Annotated in this window: 18 protein-coding genes; 11 read left to right on the top strand and 7 right to left on the bottom strand. The window is 60.5% G+C overall.

The features are described from left to right. The first annotated feature begins 47 nt into the window (after positions 1–47). The 10 genes from glpK (at position 48) to AB4N47_RS02310 (ending at position 11587) form a co-directional block, all read left to right on the top strand. Entirely contained in the window at positions 48–1550 is a 1503-nt protein-coding gene (glpK, locus tag AB4N47_RS02355) for a glycerol kinase GlpK (protein ID WP_042607375.1), read from the top strand. 95 nt (positions 1551–1645) lie between these two features. Then, positions 1646–2401, top strand: coding sequence for a DeoR/GlpR family transcriptional regulator (locus AB4N47_RS02350; protein ID WP_007953179.1), 756 nt, complete (start codon positions 1646–1648; stop codon positions 2399–2401). A 250-nt stretch (positions 2402–2651) separates the two neighbouring features. Next, positions 2652–4187: a glycerol-3-phosphate dehydrogenase gene (gene glpD, locus AB4N47_RS02345; RefSeq protein WP_341638886.1), complete on the top strand. Its 1536-nt coding sequence runs from the start codon at positions 2652–2654 to the stop codon at positions 4185–4187. Between the two features lie 357 nt (positions 4188–4544). Continuing rightward, positions 4545–5459, top strand: coding sequence for a glutamate/aspartate ABC transporter substrate-binding protein (locus tag AB4N47_RS02340; RefSeq protein ID WP_095181779.1), 915 nt, complete (start codon positions 4545–4547; stop codon positions 5457–5459). Positions 5460–5659: 200 nt separating this feature from the next. Then, positions 5660–6406, top strand: coding sequence for an amino acid ABC transporter permease (locus AB4N47_RS02335; RefSeq protein ID WP_016773392.1), 747 nt, complete (start codon positions 5660–5662; stop codon positions 6404–6406). After that, positions 6406–7077: an amino acid ABC transporter permease gene (locus AB4N47_RS02330; RefSeq protein ID WP_016773391.1), complete on the top strand. Its 672-nt coding sequence runs from the start codon at positions 6406–6408 to the stop codon at positions 7075–7077. Before AB4N47_RS02335 ends, AB4N47_RS02330 begins: the two co-directional genes overlap by 1 nt. Next, positions 7074–7808 (top strand): amino acid ABC transporter ATP-binding protein, encoded by a 735-nt coding sequence (locus AB4N47_RS02325; protein WP_016773390.1) that lies wholly within the window; start codon positions 7074–7076, stop codon positions 7806–7808. The genes AB4N47_RS02330 and AB4N47_RS02325 overlap by 4 nt, the downstream gene beginning before the upstream one ends. Before the next feature lie 217 nt (positions 7809–8025). After that, positions 8026–9927, top strand: a complete 1902-nt coding sequence (aauS, locus tag AB4N47_RS02320; protein ID WP_460154405.1) for a two-component sensor histidine kinase AauS — start codon at positions 8026–8028, stop codon at positions 9925–9927. Beyond that, a complete protein-coding gene (gene aauR, locus AB4N47_RS02315; RefSeq protein WP_460154404.1) occupies positions 9924–11249 on the top strand; it encodes a two-component response regulator AauR in 1326 nt (441 codons plus the stop codon). Before aauS ends, aauR begins: the two co-directional genes overlap by 4 nt. 8 nt (positions 11250–11257) lie before the next feature. Then, positions 11258–11587 carry a GlpM family protein gene (locus AB4N47_RS02310; RefSeq protein WP_172834034.1) on the top strand — a complete coding sequence of 110 codons (330 nt, stop codon included), beginning with the start codon at positions 11258–11260 and terminating at the stop codon, positions 11585–11587. 18 nt (positions 11588–11605) lie between these two features. Here AB4N47_RS02310 and AB4N47_RS02305 read toward each other — a convergent pair whose 3' ends face one another. The 3 genes from AB4N47_RS02305 to AB4N47_RS02295 all read right to left on the bottom strand — a co-directional run bounded on the left by AB4N47_RS02305 (position 11606) and on the right by AB4N47_RS02295 (position 14346). After that, the gene (locus AB4N47_RS02305) at positions 11606–12514 is read right to left on the bottom strand and encodes a hypothetical protein (protein WP_341638884.1); all 909 of its coding nucleotides are present in this window, start codon (positions 12512–12514) and stop codon (positions 11606–11608) included. Further along, complete coding sequence (locus tag AB4N47_RS02300; protein WP_024014168.1) at positions 12511–13206, bottom strand: hypothetical protein; 696 nt, start codon at positions 13204–13206, stop codon at positions 12511–12513. The genes AB4N47_RS02305 and AB4N47_RS02300 overlap by 4 nt, the downstream gene beginning before the upstream one ends. A 105-nt stretch (positions 13207–13311) precedes the next feature. Further along, positions 13312–14346 carry an alpha/beta fold hydrolase gene (locus tag AB4N47_RS02295; RefSeq protein WP_341638883.1) on the bottom strand — a complete coding sequence of 345 codons (1035 nt, stop codon included), beginning with the start codon at positions 14344–14346 and terminating at the stop codon, positions 13312–13314. A 216-nt stretch (positions 14347–14562) separates the two neighbouring features. Between AB4N47_RS02295 and metR the strand changes: the two genes are divergently transcribed. Beyond that, a complete protein-coding gene (gene metR, locus AB4N47_RS02290; RefSeq protein ID WP_016773382.1) occupies positions 14563–15480 on the top strand; it encodes a transcriptional regulator MetR in 918 nt (305 codons plus the stop codon). A gap of 130 nt (positions 15481–15610) precedes the next feature. Here the strand turns inward: metR and AB4N47_RS02285 are convergent, their stop codons facing one another. The 4 genes from AB4N47_RS02285 to AB4N47_RS02270 form a co-directional block, all read right to left on the bottom strand. After that, positions 15611–16108 (bottom strand): GNAT family N-acetyltransferase, encoded by a 498-nt coding sequence (locus AB4N47_RS02285; RefSeq protein ID WP_341638882.1) that lies wholly within the window; start codon positions 16106–16108, stop codon positions 15611–15613. A 1-nt stretch (position 16109) separates the two neighbouring features. After that, positions 16110–16748, bottom strand: coding sequence for a LysE family translocator (locus AB4N47_RS02280; protein ID WP_101162108.1), 639 nt, complete (start codon positions 16746–16748; stop codon positions 16110–16112). Positions 16749–16771: 23 nt separating this feature from the next. Beyond that, positions 16772–17182, bottom strand: a complete 411-nt coding sequence (locus AB4N47_RS02275) for an NUDIX hydrolase (RefSeq protein ID WP_341638881.1) — start codon at positions 17180–17182, stop codon at positions 16772–16774. A 68-nt stretch (positions 17183–17250) separates the two neighbouring features. Continuing rightward, entirely contained in the window at positions 17251–18576 is a 1326-nt protein-coding gene (locus AB4N47_RS02270) for an APC family permease (protein ID WP_341638880.1), read from the bottom strand. Positions 18577–18622: the final 46 nt, after the last annotated feature.

The following is an 18622-nucleotide window of genomic DNA, read 5'->3' as shown; positions in this document are numbered from 1 at the left end:
GCCTGCGCCACGGCCCACTCTCGTTTTTTTCGTCCAAGGCAATCGACATGACCGACATTCAGAACAAGAACTACATCATTGCCCTTGATCAGGGTACGACCAGCTCCCGCGCGATCATCTTCGACCGCGACGCGAACGTGGTCTGCACCGCGCAGCGCGAATTCGTTCAGCACTATCCGCAGGCCGGTTGGGTCGAGCATGACCCGATGGAAATTTTCGCCACCCAGAGCGCGGTGATGGTTGAAGCGCTGGCCCAAGCCGGCCTGCATCATGACCAGGTCGCCGCGATCGGTATCACCAACCAGCGGGAAACCACCGTGGTCTGGGACAAGACCACTGGCCGCCCGGTGTATAACGCGATCGTCTGGCAGTGCCGTCGCAGCACCGAGATCTGCCAGCAGCTCAAGCGCGATGGCCACGAAGACTACATCCGTGACACCACCGGCCTGGTCACCGACCCGTACTTCTCCGGCACCAAACTGAAGTGGATCCTCGACAACGTCGAAGGCAGCCGCGAGCGTGCGCGCAACGGCGAACTGCTGTTCGGCACCGTCGATAGCTGGCTGATCTGGAAATTCACCGGCGGCAAGGTGCACGTCACCGACTACACCAACGCCTCGCGCACCATGCTCTTCAACATTCACTCGCTGGAGTGGGATTCGAAGATGCTGGAGATCCTCGACATCCCCCGCGAGATGCTCCCGGAGGTCAAAGCTTCCTCGGAAATCTACGGTCGCACCAAGAGCGGCATCGCCATCGGCGGTATCGCCGGCGACCAGCAGGCAGCACTGTTCGGCCAGATGTGCGTGGAGCCAGGCCAGGCGAAAAACACTTACGGCACCGGTTGCTTCCTGCTGATGAACACCGGCGACAAAGCGGTGAAATCCCAGCACGGCATGCTCACCACCATCGCCTGCGGCCCGCGCGGCGAAGTTGCTTATGCTCTGGAAGGCGCCGTGTTCAACGGCGGTTCGACCGTGCAATGGCTGCGCGATGAACTGAAAATCGTCAACGACGCCCACGACACCGAGTACTTTGCCAACAAGGTCAAGGACAGCAACGGCGTGTATCTGGTGCCGGCGTTTACCGGTCTCGGCGCACCGTACTGGGACCCGTATGCCCGTGGCGCGCTGTTCGGCCTGACGCGCGGCGTACGCGTGGATCACATCATCCGCGCCGCGCTGGAATCGATCGCCTACCAGACCCGCGACGTACTCGACGCCATGCAACAGGATTCCGGCGAACGCCTGAAAGCCCTGCGCGTGGACGGCGGCGCGGTGGCGAACAACTTCCTCATGCAGTTCCAGGCCGACATCCTCGGCACCCAGGTCGAACGCCCGCAAATGCGCGAAACCACCGCACTCGGCGCGGCTTATCTGGCCGGCCTGGCCTGCGGCTTCTGGGGCAGCCTGGAAGAACTGCGCGGCAAAGCAGTGATCGAGCGCGAGTTCGAACCGAGCCTGGACGAAGTCGAGAAAGAGAAACTCTACAAAGGCTGGAAAAAAGCCGTCAGCCGCACCCGTGACTGGGCGCGTGAGGACGCTGAATAAGCCAGCCTTGAGTTACACATAGGTATCTAACTGGTCGGGAGCGGATTCCTGCGGCATCATGGGCAAATTTTGCACGGCAGCCCAAAGGAAGCCCCATGAATCTGCCTCCCCGTCAGCAGCAAATCCTCGAGCTGGTCCGCGAACGCGGCTATGTGAGCATCGAGGAAATGGCCACGCTGTTCGTTGTCACCCCGCAAACCATCCGCCGCGACATCAATCAGCTCGCGGAAGCCAACCTGCTGCGTCGCTACCACGGTGGCGCCGCGTACGATTCCAGTGTCGAAAACACCGCGTATGCGATGCGCGCCGATCAGATGCGCGACGAAAAACAACGCATCGGCGAAGCCATCGCCGCACAAATCCCCGATCACGCCTCGCTGTTCATCAATATCGGTACCACCACCGAATCGATCGCCCGCGCCCTGCTCAATCACAGCCACCTGAAAATCATCACCAACAACCTGCACGTCGCCTCGATGCTCAGCGCCAAGGATGATTTCGATGTGCTGCTGACTGGCGGTAACGTGCGGCGTGACGGCGGTGTGGTCGGTCAGGCGAGTGTGGATTTCATCAATCAGTTCAAGGTCGATTTCGCACTGGTCGGGATCAGCGGGATCGATGAGGACGGCAGCCTGCTCGACTTCGATTATCAGGAAGTCCGGGTTTCTCAAGCGATCATCGCCAATGCGCGGCAGGTGATCCTGGCGGCGGACTCGAGCAAGTTCGGGCGTAACGCGATGATTCGACTGGGGCCGATCAGCCTGATCGATTGCCTGGTCACCGATCAGCAGCCGGTACCGGCGCTGGCGCAGTTGCTGAGTCAGCACAAGATTCGTCTGGAAGTCGTTTAACGCTTCCAGGCATCAAAAGATCGCAGCCTTCGGCAGCTCCTACATCTGGAATGCATTTCCTCCTGTAGGAGCTGCCGAAGGCTGCGATCTTTTGCTTTTAATGTTCGGATATTTTCCTTTCTCGGCCCTTCGATGAGTTTTTTCAATCGAACGCGACTGGCTGCGCGCGTGTTTATCGGCTACCATTTTCGCAAATGAACATTAATGTTCGATTTCCAAGACATAAAACCAAAAGAACCGAGGCCAGCCGATGTCCACCTCTACCTTGCGTACGCCCCCTCTCTCCGAGATCTATGACGTTGCCGTGATTGGCGGCGGGATCAACGGCGTAGGGATCGCAGCGGATGCCGCCGGTCGCGGTCTTTCGGTGTTCCTTTGCGAAAAAGACGACCTGGCCAGCCACACCTCTTCGGCCAGCAGCAAGCTGATCCACGGTGGCCTGCGCTATCTGGAGCATTACGAATTCCGTCTGGTGCGTGAAGCACTGGCTGAGCGCGAAGTGCTGCTGGCGAAAGCGCCGCACATCGTCAAACCGATGCGTTTCGTCCTGCCACACCGCCCGCACCTGCGTCCAGCGTGGATGATTCGTGCCGGCCTGTTCCTTTACGACAACCTCGGCAAGCGCGAAAAATTGCCGGGTTCGAAAAGCCTGAAGTTCGGCGCCGACAGCGCGCTGAAAAGCGAAATCAAGAAAGGCTTCGAATACTCCGACTGCTGGGTCGATGACGCCCGCCTCGTGGTCTTGAACGCCATGGCCGCCCGCGAAAAAGGTGCGCACGTGCATACCCAGACCCGCTGTGTCAGTGCCCGCCGCAGCAAAGGTTTGTGGCATCTGCATCTGGAGCGCGCCGACGGCAGTTTGTTTTCGATCACAGCCAAGGCTCTGGTCAACGCCGCCGGCCCATGGGTGGCCAAGTTCATCCGTGACGACCTGAAGATGGAATCGCCGTATGGCATCCGTCTGATTCAGGGCAGCCACATCATCGTGCCGAAACTGTATGAAGGCGAGCACGCGCACATTCTGCAAAACGAAGATCAACGCATCGTTTTCACCATTCCGTACCTGAACCATTTCACCCTGATCGGCACCACCGACCGCGAGTACACCGGCGACCCGGCGAAAGTGGCGATCACCGAAGGCGAAACCGATTACGTGCTGAAGGTTGTCAACGCTCACTTCAAGAAGCAGCTGAGCCGTGAAGACATCGTGCACAGCTACTCGGGCGTTCGCCCGCTGTGCAACGACGAATCCGACAACCCGTCGGCAGTGACTCGCGATTACACCCTGGCGCTGTCGGGCAGTGCTGAGGAAGCGCCGTTGCTGTCGGTGTTCGGTGGCAAGCTGACCACTTACCGCAAACTCGCCGAATCGGCGATGGCGCAACTGATGCCGTTCTTCACCCAAATGCGCCCGAGCTGGACTGCCACCGCCACCCTGCCCGGCGGCGAAGACATGACCACGCCAGAGGCGCTGAGCGCTCGAATCCGCGACAAGTTCGACTTCGTTCCGAGCGAAATCGCCCGGCGCTGGGCCGTCACCTACGGCAGCCGCACCTGGCGCATGCTCGAAGGCGTGGAAACACTGGCCGACATGGGCGAACACATCGGCGGCGGGCTCTACACCCGCGAAGTCGATTACCTGTGCAGCGAAGAGTGGGCCACTACGGCGCACGACATCCTGTGGCGCCGCACCAAGCTAGGCTTGTTCACCACAGCGGAGGAACAGCAGAAGCTGTCGACGTATCTGGGCAAGGTTGAGCAGAACCGGAAGATCGAGGCGGCTTGATCTCACCGTTCAAACGAAAGCCCTTGAATCGAGAGATTCAGGGGCTTTTTCGTACCTGCGGCATTCGCCTGTTCCTTGTGAGAGTGAGCCCGCAAGGATTCATTCGGTTTTCCGAACGCGACTCCACAGTCGATTCGGTTAACCGGATCTCATCTTCAACAAATTACCGCCATAAAACTTTAATAACGTTATAAAACAATCGCTTAACTGACTTCGACTGCTCTGGCACGACTCATGCTCTACACTCTCTCGACGAATGCCTGCTGTGCCAACACCTTCAGGAGCCGTCAGGCATTCGAAGCACAAAAAGGGCCGACAAACTGGCTCCATAAAAAAAACAATGTCGAGGAAAATTTGATGCGCATCGTTCCCCATATCCTGGGCGCAGCCATTGCTGCCGCTCTGATCAGCACGCCAGTTTTCGCCGCCGAACTCACCGGCACCCTGAAGAAGATCAAAGAGTCCGGTGTCATCACCCTGGGCCACCGTGACGCCTCCATTCCGTTCTCCTACATCGCTGATGCGTCCGGCAAGCCGGTTGGCTACTCGCACGATATCCAGCTGAAGATCGTCGAAGCGATCAAGAAAGACCTCGACCTGCCGAACCTGCAAGTCAAATACAACCTCGTCACCTCGCAGACCCGTATCCCGCTGGTGCAGAACGGCACCGTGGACGTCGAGTGCGGTTCGACCACCAACAACGTCGAGCGTCAGCAGCAGGTCGACTTCTCCGTCGGCATCTTCGAAATCGGTACCCGTCTGCTGTCCAAGAAAGATTCCAAGTACAAGGATTTCGACGATCTGAAAGGCAAGAACGTCGTGACCACCGCCGGCACCACTTCCGAGCGCATTCTCAAGGCGATGAACGCCGACAAGCAGATGGGCATGAACGTCATCTCCGCCAAAGATCACGGCGAATCCTTCCAGATGCTGGAATCGGGCCGTGCCGTTGCGTTCATGATGGATGACGCGCTGCTGGCCGGCGAAGCCGCCAAGGCCAAGAAAGCCGCCGATTGGGAAGTGACCGGCACACCACAGTCGTACGAAATCTACGGCTGCATGATGCGCAAAGGTGACGAGCCGTTCAAAAAGGCTGTGGATGACGCGATCAAGGCCACCTACGCTTCGGGCGAAATCAACAAGATCTACGAGAAGTGGTTCATGCAGCCGATTCCGCCAAAAGGCCTGAACCTGAACTTCCCGATGAGCGACGAGCTCAAGACCCTGATCGCCAATCCGACCGACAAAGCGGCTGACGACAAGAAGTCCTGATTTTCTGACTAACCTTATCCCCTGAGGAGGCGCCTGCCTTTTCAGGGGATGGTCACTCCCTGCTGGCATTTTTCTGGAAACACTCGAACCGGTGGCTGTCGAGCCGATCGCGTGTGCCCGGTCTTTGAAAAAAGACTGGGGAGGGAACGGAGTTCCCCAGGCGGGCACTTGTACATCGATCGAATCGAGGGGAGACCCTAATGAATTACAACTGGGACTGGGGCGTGTTCTTCAAGTCCACCGGCGTGGGCAGCGAGACATATCTCGACTGGTTCATCTCCGGTCTGGGCTGGACCATTGCCATCGCCATCGTGGCGTGGATCATCGCCCTGCTGCTCGGCTCGCTGCTGGGCATCATGCGCACCGTGCCGAACCGCATCGTATCGGGCATTGCGACCTGCTACGTCGAGCTGTTCCGTAACGTGCCGCTGCTGGTGCAGCTGTTCATCTGGTACTTCCTGGTGCCCGATCTGCTGCCGCCGGATCTGCAGGAGTGGTACAAGCAGGACCTCAACCCGACTACTTCGGCCTACCTGAGCGTTGTCGTCTGCCTCGGTCTGTTCACCGCCGCCCGTGTCTGCGAGCAAGTGCGCACCGGTATCCAGGCGCTGCCTCGTGGCCAGGAATCCGCCGCCCGCGCGATGGGTTTCAAACTGCCACAGATCTACTGGAACGTGCTGCTGCCCCAGGCCTACCGGATCATCATTCCGCCGCTCACCTCGGAATTCCTCAACGTGTTCAAGAACTCCTCCGTGGCGTCCCTGATCGGTTTGATGGAATTGCTGGCGCAGACCAAACAGACCGCCGAGTTCTCGGCCAACCTGTTCGAAGCGTTCACCCTGGCAACGCTGATCTATTTCACCCTCAACATGAGCCTGATGCTGCTGATGCGCCTGGTCGAGAAGAAAGTCGCAGTGCCCGGCCTGATCTCCGTGGGGGGTAAATAATGGAATTCGATTTCAGTGGCATCGTCCCGGCCATTCCCGGTTTGTGGAACGGCATGGTGATGACCCTCAAACTGATGGCCATGGGCGTGATCGGCGGGATGATTCTCGGCACGATCCTCGCGCTGTGCCGTTTGTCGCACAACAAGCTGCTGTCGAGCATCGCTGGCGCCTACGTCAACTATTTCCGCTCGATTCCGCTGCTGCTGGTGATCACCTGGTTCTACCTGGCGGTGCCGTTCGTGCTGCGCTGGATCACCGGCGAAGACACGCCGATCGGTGCGTTTACCTCCTGCGTCGTGGCGTTCATGATGTTCGAAGCGGCGTACTTCTGCGAAATCGTCCGTGCCGGTGTGCAGTCGATTTCCAAGGGCCAGATGGGTGCCGCGCAAGCGCTGGGCATGAACTACGGGCAGATGATGCGCCTGATCATCCTGCCGCAGGCGTTCCGCAAGATGACCCCGCTGCTGCTGCAGCAGAGCATCATCCTGTTCCAGGACACCTCGCTGGTCTACACCGTGGGCCTGGTGGATTTCCTCAACGCCTCGCGCGCCAGCGGCGACATCATCGGCCGCTCCAATGAGTTCCTGATTTTCGCCGGTCTCGTGTACTTCATCATCAGCTTCGCCGCCTCGCGGTTGGTCAAGCGTCTGCAAAAAAGGTTCGCCGTATGATCTCTATCAAAAACATCAACAAGTGGTATGGGGACTTCCAGGTGCTGACTGATTGCAGCACCGAGGTCAAGAAAGGCGAAGTGATCGTGGTCTGCGGCCCGTCGGGTTCAGGCAAGTCGACGCTGATCAAGTGCGTCAACGCCCTGGAGCCGTTCCAGAAAGGTGACGTGGTGGTTGACGGTACGTCGATCGCTGACCCGAAAACCAACCTGCCGAAACTGCGTTCGCGCGTGGGCATGGTGTTCCAGCATTTCGAGCTGTTCCCGCACCTGACCATCACCGAAAACCTGACCATCGCGCAGATCAAGGTGCTCGGACGCAGCAAGGAAGAGGCGACCAAAAAAGGTCTGCAACTGCTCGAGCGCGTAGGTTTGTCGGCGCACGCCCACAAGCATCCGGGGCAACTGTCCGGTGGTCAGCAACAGCGTGTGGCGATTGCCCGTGCGCTGGCGATGGACCCGATCGTCATGCTGTTCGACGAACCGACCTCGGCGCTCGACCCGGAAATGGTCAATGAAGTGCTCGACGTCATGGTGCAACTGGCGCACGAAGGCATGACCATGATGTGCGTGACCCACGAAATGGGCTTCGCCCGTAAAGTGGCGGACCGGGTGATCTTCATGGACCAGGGCAAGATCATCGAGGACTGCCCGAAAGAGGAATTCTTCGGCGACATCAGCGCCCGCTCCGAACGCGCGCAGCACTTCCTCGAGAAAATCCTGCAGCACTAAAAAACCACGCAGAACCCTGTGGTGTGGCGAGCTTCTGTGGCGAGGGGATTTATCCCCGTTCGGCTGCGAAGCAGTCGTCGAACCGTTAAATCCGGTTTGACCATGAAATGCCGGGGCCGCTTCGCAGCCCAACGGGGATAAATCCCCTCGCCACAGGGTTCACCTCAAACCAATGGTGATGCACAACAAGTGTTGTGGTTGACCCAAGGCATCTGTGATGAAATGCGACCCCACTCTTTATCGCGCTGCAGAGCCATCACTTGCCGTGAAGCCCCGTCTGATCCGTCATCTGTTCCTGCCGCCACTGATCATCGCCCTGATGGTCGGGCTGGGTTTCATCGGCTTCTGGACCAGTGAACACTTCGGCATCCGCAGCCTCGGCGAGAACGGTCAGCGTCAGCTGGAACTGCACGCCCGCGCGGTCGAAAGCGAGATCAGCAAATACACCTACCTGCCCAGTCTGCTGGAACTCGAAACCAGTGTGCCGCAGTTGCTGGCCGACCCGACCCCGGAGCACCGGCAGACGGTCAACGATTACCTCGAAGGCCTGAACCGCCGCAGCCGCAGCCGCGCCATCTACGTCATGGACACCACCGGCCGGGTCATGGCCACCAGCAACTGGCGCGATGTCGACAGTTATCTGGGTGAGGACCTGTCCTTCCGCGCCTATTTCAAAGACGCCGTGCGCGGCCAGCCCGGGCGTTTCTATGGCATCGGCAGCACCAATGGCGAACCCGGTTACTACCTTGCCCACGGCCTCGAAGAGCACGGCAAGATCATCGGTGTCGCGGTGGTCAAGGTGCGTCTGGAAGCCATGGAAGAACGCTGGCAGCGCGCGCGTCTGGAGGCGTTCGTCAGCGATGAGAACGGCATCATCATTCTCTCCAGCGATCCGGCGAGGCGGCTGAAATCGGTGATCCCGCTCAGCGACGAGGTCAAGGAAAAACTCGCTCGCAGCCTGCAGTACTACTGGTTTCCACTCAACGAACTGCAACCGCTGGCCCGCGAGACACTGGCCGAAGGCGTGGAGAAACTGACCTTCCCGGCCAACAGCGAATTGCAGCCCGACGAAGACGACATCAGCTATCTGGCGCAAACCCGACTGCTGAGTGACACGCCGTGGAATTTCACCCTGCTCACGCCGTTGCAGGACCTGCGCCGCGAAGCGGTCAACCAAGGCATTCTGGTGGCCGTTGCGTTTGCCCTGTTCGCCTTCCTGCTGATTGCCTGGAACGAGCGGCGCAAAGTCCTCGCCACCCGCCTCGCCGCCCGCGAAGCTTTGCAGGAAGCCAACAGCCAACTCGAACGTCGGATTACCGAACGCACCGCCGATCTGCGCGCCAGCAACGAACGCCTGAAGAGTCAGATCCGCGAGCGCCGCCAGGCCGAAGAGACGTTGCGCCGCGCTCAGGATGAACTGGTGCAGGCCGGCAAACTCGCCGCCATCGGCCAGATGTCGACCAGCATTGCCCATGAACTGAACCAGCCGCTGGCGGCGATGCGCACGCTGTCGGGCAACACCGTGCGCTTTCTCGAGCGCGGCCAGCTCGACGTCGCCAGCACCAACCTCAAGACCATCAACGACCTGATCGACCGCATGGGCCGGATCACCGCCAGCCTGCGTTCGTTTGCCCGGCGCGGCGACAACAAGGGTCAGGCCAGTCTCGGCAAAGCCGTCGACGCCGCCTTGCAAGTGCTCGGCGCGCGCGTGGAAAACACCGCGCTGCAGATTCACCGGCAGTTTGCCGATGTGCAATTGCTGATCGATCAGACCCGCCTCGAACAGATCCTCGTCAACCTGATCGGCAACGCCCTCGACGCCACGCACGCGCAACCGCAGCCGCAGCTGTGGCTGGAGGGTGAAGAATTCAACGGCAAGTATCGCTTGCGGGTGCGCGACAATGGCCACGGCATCGACGCCGAAGCGCGCAAGCATCTGTTCGAACCGTTCTTCACCACCAAGCCCGGCGAGCAAGGCCTGGGACTGGGCCTGACCCTGTCCGCCAGCCTCGCCGCCGCTACCGGCGGGCACCTGGGTGTCGAACACCCGGCCGGCGGTGGCACCACTTTCGTCCTCAGTTTACCGTTGGTAAGCCCTCTTTCTGCCGAGCCAATATGAACCCTGAACTCAGTGTGCTGATTGTCGAAGACGACCCCCATGTGCTGCTCGGCTGCCAACAGGCGCTGACCCTCGAAGACATTCCGTGCATCGGCGTCGGCAGTGCCGAAGAAGCGCTGGCGCAGGTCGGTGACAACTTTGCCGGCATCGTCATCAGCGACATCCGCCTGCCGGGTATCGATGGCCTGGAATTGCTCACCCGCCTCAAGCAGCGTGATCGCAGCCTGCCGGTAGTGCTGATCACCGGCCACGGCGACATTTCCATGGCTGTCGGCGCGATGCAGAAAGGCGCTTACGACTTCATGGAAAAACCGTTTTCGCCGGAGCGTCTGGTAGACGTCGCGCGGCGGGCGCTGGAGCAACGCAGCCTAGCCCGCGAGGTTTCCTCGTTGCGTCGACAACTGACTGAACGCGACTCCCTTGAAGGGCGGATCATCGGCCGTTCACCAGCGATGCAGAACCTGCGCGAACTGATTGCCAACGTCGCCGACACTTCGGCCAACGTCCTGATCGAAGGCGAGACCGGCACCGGCAAGGAGCTGGTCGCTCGCTGCCTGCACGATTTCAGTCGGCGCCACAGCAAACAGTTCGTCGCGCTGAACTGCGGCGGCCTGCCGGAAAACCTCTTTGAAAGCGAGATCTTCGGCCACGAAGCCAACGCCTTCACTGGCGCCGGCAAACGCCGCATTGGCAAGATCGAGCACGCCGACGGCGGTACGCTGTTCCTCGACGAAGTGGAAAGCATGCCGCTGCCGTTGCAGATCAAACTGCTGCGCGTATTGCAGGAACGCACCCTCGAACGCCTCGGCTCGAACCAGAGTGTGGCGGTGGATTGCCGGGTGATTGCGGCGACCAAATCCGACCTCGATGAGTCAAGCAAGGCCGGCGAGTTTCGCAGCGACTTGTACTACCGCCTCAACGTCGTGACCCTGGAATTGCCACCGCTGCGCGAACGCCGCGAAGACATCCTGCAACTGTTCGAACACTTCACCCAGCAATCGGCGCTGCGCTTCGACCGCGCGCTGCCGGAGCTGGACAACCAGACCCTGTCGAACCTGATGAGCCACGACTGGCCGGGCAACGTGCGCGAACTGCGCAACGTCGCCGAACGCTTCGCCCTCGGCCTGCCGGCCTTCAAGAAGTCCGGGGCCAGCGCCGGCCAGGGTATGGCGTTTGCCGAAGCGGTGGAAGCGTTCGAGCGCAATCTGCTGGTCGACGCCTTGCAACGCAGCGGCGGCAACCTGACCCAGGCCAGCCAGGAACTGGGCATGGCCAAGACCACGCTGTTCGACAAAGTCAAAAAGTACGGGCTGAGCCACTGATGGATCTGATTCTCAAAGCCGCTATCGGCGCCGCAGTGGTGCTGATCCTCGCGGCACTGTCCAAGACCAGAAATTACTACATCGCTGGGCTGGTACCGCTGTTCCCGACCTTTGCCCTGATTGCGCACTACATCGTCGGCAAGGGCCGCTCGGTCGACGACCTGAAGACCACGATCGTGTTTGGGATGTGGTCGATCATTCCCTACTTTGTCTATCTGGCGACGTTGTACGTGATGGTCGACCGCATGCGCCTGGAAGCGTCACTGGCGGTGGCGGCGGTGGCCTGGTTGATAGCGGCGACGGTGCTGGTCAGCGTGTGGGTCCGGCTGCATGCCTGAACCCACGCGCATCTGCCTCTAGCGACCGTAGACTCGGGCCAGTTGCGCGGACGACAAGGCATCCTCGAACGGCACCGGCACTGACTTCACCGCACCGTAGAGATTGCGGTAGCGCCAGTAGTTGCCGTTCTGCGCCAGTTGATAACCGCGCTCGACCACGCGCTGGCCGTCGAGCACGTAACGCAGGGTTTCCTGCGCGGCGGGCGGTGGCGTCGGTTGCATCAGGTCGGCGCTCAATACGCGCATGGATTCATCAATGCATTCGTCCAGCACGGCGGTGACCTTGGCCAGGTCAAGAGCGCCGTCATCGATGCATTGCTTGCCGCAACGACGAATCGGCTGACTGGCCACTTCAATGCGCATGCGGTACAGCGGCAAGCCGGCGATATCCTGCAATTGCACCTGATTGACCAGCACAAAACTGCCGCGATCGGGCGTCAGCATCAGCTTCGGTTCGATCAGCAAGCGTGCCGTGACCGCACCTGCCCCCTGCTTGAATCCGGACACCTGCGACGCCGCCTGAAAACGCTGTTGCAAGCGCTCCTGCAACGGCACGCCAGCAAGCAGGTCGGCCAGCGGCCGCGATTCGTTCAGCGCGGCTTTTTCGGCATCGCGCTGTAACGTACCGGAACCCATTTGCGTGTTGATCAGGCTGGCCACCAGAATCCCCGCCAACCCGGCGCCAGCGCCGGAGCTCGACACCAGTGTGTAGCTGGAATTGGCCGCGTTCACCGCCGCCTTGCTGTCGATCACCGTGCTGGCGCCGACGAATTCCGCCGGCAGTTGCACGTCGACCTTCAGCCCGTGTGCCTGCACATAGCTCATGGCGGCCTGATCCTTGAAACCGGCCTCGGGTGCCGGTTTCTGCGCACAGCCAGGCAACGCCAGCAGCGAGATCGCCGCGAAGGTCAGCGCCAGACGTTTCATTGCGCGAACGGGGCGATCATTTGCTGACGGCTGTTATCCATCGCCTGATAAAACGCGTTGGACAGGTTGGTGTAGGACGGCTCGTCCCACTCGCCTTGCGCGGCTTGCACAGCGGCGAATGGCTGGTACCACAAGAGTTTGTTGTCCGACAGATCGATCACCATGCCCTGGCCGCCGACCTGGGCCATCGGCACGCTGGTGGGCACGATGCTGTAGTAGCTGCGGGTGGCACCGGTGGCATAAATCGACACCAGCAATAGACGGTCGATGCCGTGGGCAGCTTTCATCGGCGACAGGTCCTTGGTCATGTAGCCCTCGCGGAAATCGACTTCCTTGAAGGTCTTCAGATCGACCTTTTCATCAATGCGCTTGGCCTTGTAGCCCTTGGCTTGCAGCTTGGCGACGATGGCGTCGGGCAGGGTTTCCAGATCGCGCACCTGCCAGGTCTCGACATTGGCGCTGAGCTTGCTGTTGACGCCGGCATTGATGGCGTAATCGAGGATGCCCTGATTGCCGGTCAGCGCCAGCACCGGCGACGGTACGACGGTAATGGCCACACCGATGGTCGGCTCTTTGGCATCCCAGAACTGTTTGTCCAGGGCCACGGGCGGTTGCACATGAGCGCAGCCGGTGAGAGTCAGTACGGCGAGCAGAGCCAGCGCGGCCCATTGACGTGTAGCGCGAAAAATCATGGATCAAGTCCCTATGTCTGAAAACGTTCCTGCGCCTTATCGGCAACAACGCGGCAAACAATAGTGGCACATTGATATTTTTTTGGCGACAGGATGCTGGCACTGTTACAGCAGATTGTTCGGCGCCGCCGGATCGACCTGCGCCCAATGCGAAGTATCCTCGCGATGCGCCTGCAGATACGGCAGCACCGCCGCCAGCAACGGTTCCTTGAACGCTTCCTGAAAACGATGCGCCAGCCCCGGAATCAGTTTCAACTGACTGCCCTGAATGTGCGCCGCCAGATGTACGCCGTGCATCACCGGCAGCAGCGGATCTGCCGTGCCATGCACCACCAAGGTCGGCACTCGCAGTTGATTGAGCAAAGCCACGCGACTGGGTTCGGCAAGTATCGCCATGATCTGCCGTTTGACGCCTTCGGGGTTGAACGCGCGGTCGTAGGACGCCGCCGCCTGTTGCAACAGCGCTTGGCGATCATCGTTTACCGCCGGGCTACCGAGTGCCGCGAGCAGATCGGCCTGTTGCTCCAGCGCCACTTCACGGTTCGGCGCACCCCGCCGCGAGAGCAACTGCACCAGCGCCGCACTCGGCGCCGGCAGGCCTTCAGCGCCGGAAGTGGTCATGATCAGCGTCAGGCTTTCCACCCGCTGCGGCGCCATCGCCGCCATGTGCTGGGCGATCATTCCACCCATGCTCGCGCCGAGCACGTGGAATTGCTCGACCTTCAGCGCGGTCATCAAGCCCAGCGCATCGTCGGCCATGTCAGTCAGGCTGTACGGTGCCGACACCGGCAGACCGAGCTTGTAACGCAGCACTTCGAAAGTCAGATTGGCCTCGATCGGCGCCTGCCGCCAGGTCGACAGGCCGACGTCGCGGTTGTCATAGCGGATCACCCGGAAACCCTGCTGGCACAAAGCGACAACCACTTCATCCGGCCAGTGAATCAACTGCCCACCCAGGCCCATGACCAGCAACAGCGCCGGGTCCGATGCACGACCGATACTCTGATAGGCAAGACTGACCTGCGCCAGCTCGGCGTGCTCGGTCGGCACGTTGACATCGCAGCGTCCGGCTGCAAACGAGCCGGCCCCGAACAAAAGCGCGGCCAACGCGGCCGCGACTGAAAACAATCTCTTGAACATGAAAAACACCAAAACGCAGCACCCCAGTAGAGCGCGAGTCTGATGAAGTTCGTACAAGCGCGCTGCCACAGTTGCATGACAGTTTGATGAAGAGTGCCGAGCGGTCGGCTGTCGATTGCATCGCCGGATCCTGGCCGGCAGATCGACAAAGCGTTCCTCATGAGACAAACTCACCTTCCACGCATTCGTCACAAGTTTTCTTCATGGAGCCCGCCGGTGCTTGAAATCCGACATCTGAAAACCCTGCATGCCCTGCGCGAGGCCGACAGCCTGGTCGACGCCGCCGACCGTTTGCATCTGACACAGTCAGCACTGTCGCACCAATTCAAAGAGCTGGAAGAGCGCATGGGCATGCAGTTGTTCGTGCGCAAGACCAAACCGGTGCGCTTCACCAGCGCCGGTCTGCGCCTGCTGCAACTGGCCGATGCCACTCTGCCGCTGTTGCGTGCTGCGGAACGGGACATTGGTCGGCTGGCCGGTGGCACCGCCGGGCGTCTGCACATGGCGATCGAATGCCACAGCTGCTTCCAGTGGCTGATGCCGACCATCGACCAGTTCCGCGATGCCTGGCCGGAAGTCGAGCTGGACCTGGCTTCGGGTTTTGCTTTCGCCCCGCTGCCGGCACTGGCCCGTGGCGATCTGGATCTGGTGGTGACCTCCGATCCGCTGGAAATTGCCGGCATCACTTACGTGCCGCTGTTCACCTACGAAGCCATGCTCGCCGTGGCCAACCAGCATGCGCTGGCGAGCAAGCCGTACATCGTTCCTGAAGACTTGTTGACGGAAACGCTGATCACCTACCCGGTCGAGCGCGATCGCCTGGACATCTTCACCCGCTTCCTCGAACCGGCCGACATCGAACCGGCGCAGGTGCGCACTTCAGAACTGACGGTGATGATGATGCAACTGGTCGCCAGCGGCCGTGGCGTCTGCGGCATGCCGCACTGGGCGCTGCATGAATACAGCTCGCGCGGCTATGTAAAGGGCAAACGGTTAGGTGAAAAGGGCTTGTTCGCGACGCTGTACGCGGCGATTCGCACCGACATGCTCGACGCGCCGTACATGCGCGATTTCCTCCTGACCGCCAAGGACACCTCGTTTTCGACCCTCGATGGTGTCAGCGCCGTACGCTGATTTTTCCGAGCAAGAGTTCCCCCTGTGGGAGCGAGCCTGCTCGCGAAAGCGGTGGATGATTCAGCGATGATGTCGGCTGGACGGACGCCTTCGCGAGCAGGCTCGCTCCCACAAGGATTGTCGTGGTGGGTCAGAGCTGGCGCCACATGTGGATCTTGTCGAAGTAGTCTTCGCCCACCCGCACGGCGAGTGGTTCGAGACCGTACTGAATGAAGCCGCAACGCTGGTACAACTGAAAAGCCGCGTCATTGCCGGCGGTGACGGTGAGCTGCAGCAGTTTCAGCGCCGGATGCTTTTGCGCCTCGGACAGAGCCGCTTGGACCAGATCAAACCCTAGACCCTTGCGACGAAAATCCGCCGAGACATACATGCCGAACAGCGTGGCCTTGTGGCGCGCCTTCTCGCGCGGTTCGAACGCCAGGCCGACAATCCCGGCCAACGTCCCGGCATCGAATGCCCCCAGCACCACATCGAGCTTGCTGGTCAGGCGCCCTTCCCACCAACTCAATGGCATCACCGCGCGTTCGCGCACGCTGGAGGTGAACGCTTGCGGATGCCGGTCATAGGCTTCAAGCATCAGTTCGCGGTAAGCCAGGGCATGGCTGGCATCCAGCCGTTCGATCCACACCTCAGGCGGTCCGGCGTTGTTCGAGCATCAGCCTTACGGCGAGGCCGCCAAGCACCAGGCCCATGAAATAACGCTGCATCGCCAGCCACGTCGGGTTGCGCACAAACCACGAGGCGATACCTGCGGCGAACAGCGCGATCAAAAGATTGACGCTGAAGCTGACGCTGATCTGCGTCAGGCCGAGAATGATGCTTTGGGTGAACACCGAGCCGTGTTCGGGGCTGATGAATTGCGGAAACACCGAGAGGTAGAACACAGCGATTTTCGGGTTCAGCGCGCTGGTGAGAAAGCCCATGGTGATCAATTTTCGCGACGAGTCCGGCGGCAATTGCTGCGCTTCGAACGGCGAACGTGCGCCGGGTTTCAGCGCTTGCCAGGCCAGCCACAGCAGGTACAACGCGCCGGCCCATTTCAACACTTCATAAGCCATCGGCACAGCCAGAAAAACGGCCGTCAAACCCGCCGCCGCGGCGAACATATGCACGAAGAACCCGCCGACCACGCCAAGCAACGAAGTCACTCCGGCGCGGCGCCCCTGACAGATCGAACGCGAGATCAGATAGATCATGTTCGGCCCCGGCGTCAGCACCATCAGCAATGCGGCGGCGGCAAATATCAGCAAGTCTTGCAGCGGGATCATGGCGGAGTCCTTTGCGGGAATGATCAGGCGAGTGCAGTCAATGAACGGCGATAGAACGGCAGGATGTGTTCGCGTGTCAATGGCGCCAGCTCGAGCGCCGGATCAGTAGCCGGATCGACCCAGATGACCTCTTCGATTTCCGCCGCCGGGCAGACATCGCAATCGATGGTCAGTTGAAAGATTTCCGCATGGACGATGAAGCCCGGCTCGTTGGCGGCGGGGGCGGAAAAGCTGTTGAGGAAAATCGCCTGCGTCGGATCGATCTGCAGACCCAATTCTTCTTCCAGCTCTCGGGCAAGGGCGTGGATCGGCAGCTCATGGGCCTCGATCTTGCCACCCGGTTGCATGAACGCCGTGGTGCCGCGCTTGCGCACCAGCAGGGTCTGGCCTTGAGCGTTGAGCAACAGGGCTGCGGCGATATGAATGGTCGACATAAAGGAATCCCTTGGCGCAAAGGCGCCAAGGATCCCATGCCCGTCAGAGGGAAGCCAAGCCACGAAGCTCAGGTCGCTTCCTGAAAATCCAGTTCCGGCGGCTGACGGCGGAAACCACCCGTCAGCACGGCGAGATACACCACACCAATCGCCAGCCAGCTCAGCCCCAGCCAGACCGCCAGATGATCAAGGCTGACCATCAGCCACAGGTCGGCGACCAGGCCGATCAGCGGGCAGAGCAAAAACAGCAGCAACTCGCGCGGGCCCTTTTTCTCGCCGCCGATCCAGTAATGGAAGATCACCGACAGGTTGACCAGGCTGAACGCCAGGAACGCGCCGAAGTTGATGAACGAGGTCGAGGTGGTAACGTCGAGTTTCAGCGCCAGCAACGCCACCGCCGCGCACAACAGAATGCTGTTGACCGGGGTGCCGAAGCGCGCGTGCAAGGTGCCGAAAAACGACTTCGGCAAGACGCCGTCGCGGCCCATGGCGAACAACAGTCGCGAACCGCTGGCCTGGGCCGACAGCCCCGAGGCGAACTGGCCGACAATCAGGCCGATCAGGAAAATCGACACGAACAGGTCGCCACCGATGTTGCGCGCAATTTCATAGGCTGCCGAGTCGACGCTGTCGAACTGGAACGATGGATGAGCGATCTGCACGAAGTATGAAACGCCAACGAAGATCAGGCCGCCGATCAAGGTGATCAGCATGATTGCTCGGGGAATGGTACGGCGTGGATCGCGGGTCTCTTCGGTCAGGGTGCTGACTGCGTCAAAGCCAAGGAATGAATAGCAGGCAATCGCCGCGCCGCTCATGATCAGCGGCATCTGCATGTCGCCGTTGAAGAAAGGTTTGATCGACCACAGCGGCGTGCTCGCATCGCCGCCGATGTAGTGCACGCACAGCGCAACGAAGGCAATCAATACGAGGAACTGCACCAGCATCAGCAAGGCGTTGATGCCGTTGGCCAGTTTCAGCCCGACGATGTTGATCGCACTGGTGATGCCGATGAACGCCAGCACCCAGATCCACTGCGGGATCGACGGGAACGCCGAGGCCAGATAAGCGGCGCCGATCAGCCAGATGGCCATGGGCAGGAACAGGTAATCGAGCAACACCGCCCAGCCGGCAATGAAACCGAGTTTCGGGCTGATTGCCTTGCGCACGTAGCTGTAAGCCGAACCGGCCACCGGAAAGGCAGCGGCCATGCGCCCGTAACTCATGGCGGTGAAGAACATCGCCACCAGCGCCGTCAGGTAGGCGGCCGGCACCATGCCGGCGGTGGACTGGGCGAGGATGCCGAAAGTGCCGAGGACAATGATCGGCGTCATGTAGGCGATGCCGAACAGCACCACCGACCCTAGCGAAAGGGTGCGTTGCAAACGAGCCATGGGCGACTTACTCCGAATGTTATTGGATTTATGGCAGAGCCGGGTT

The sequence above is a fragment of the Pseudomonas sp. S3_G06 genome (genome assembly GCF_054667565.1).
This window is presented reverse-complemented; position numbering and strand designations above follow the sequence as displayed.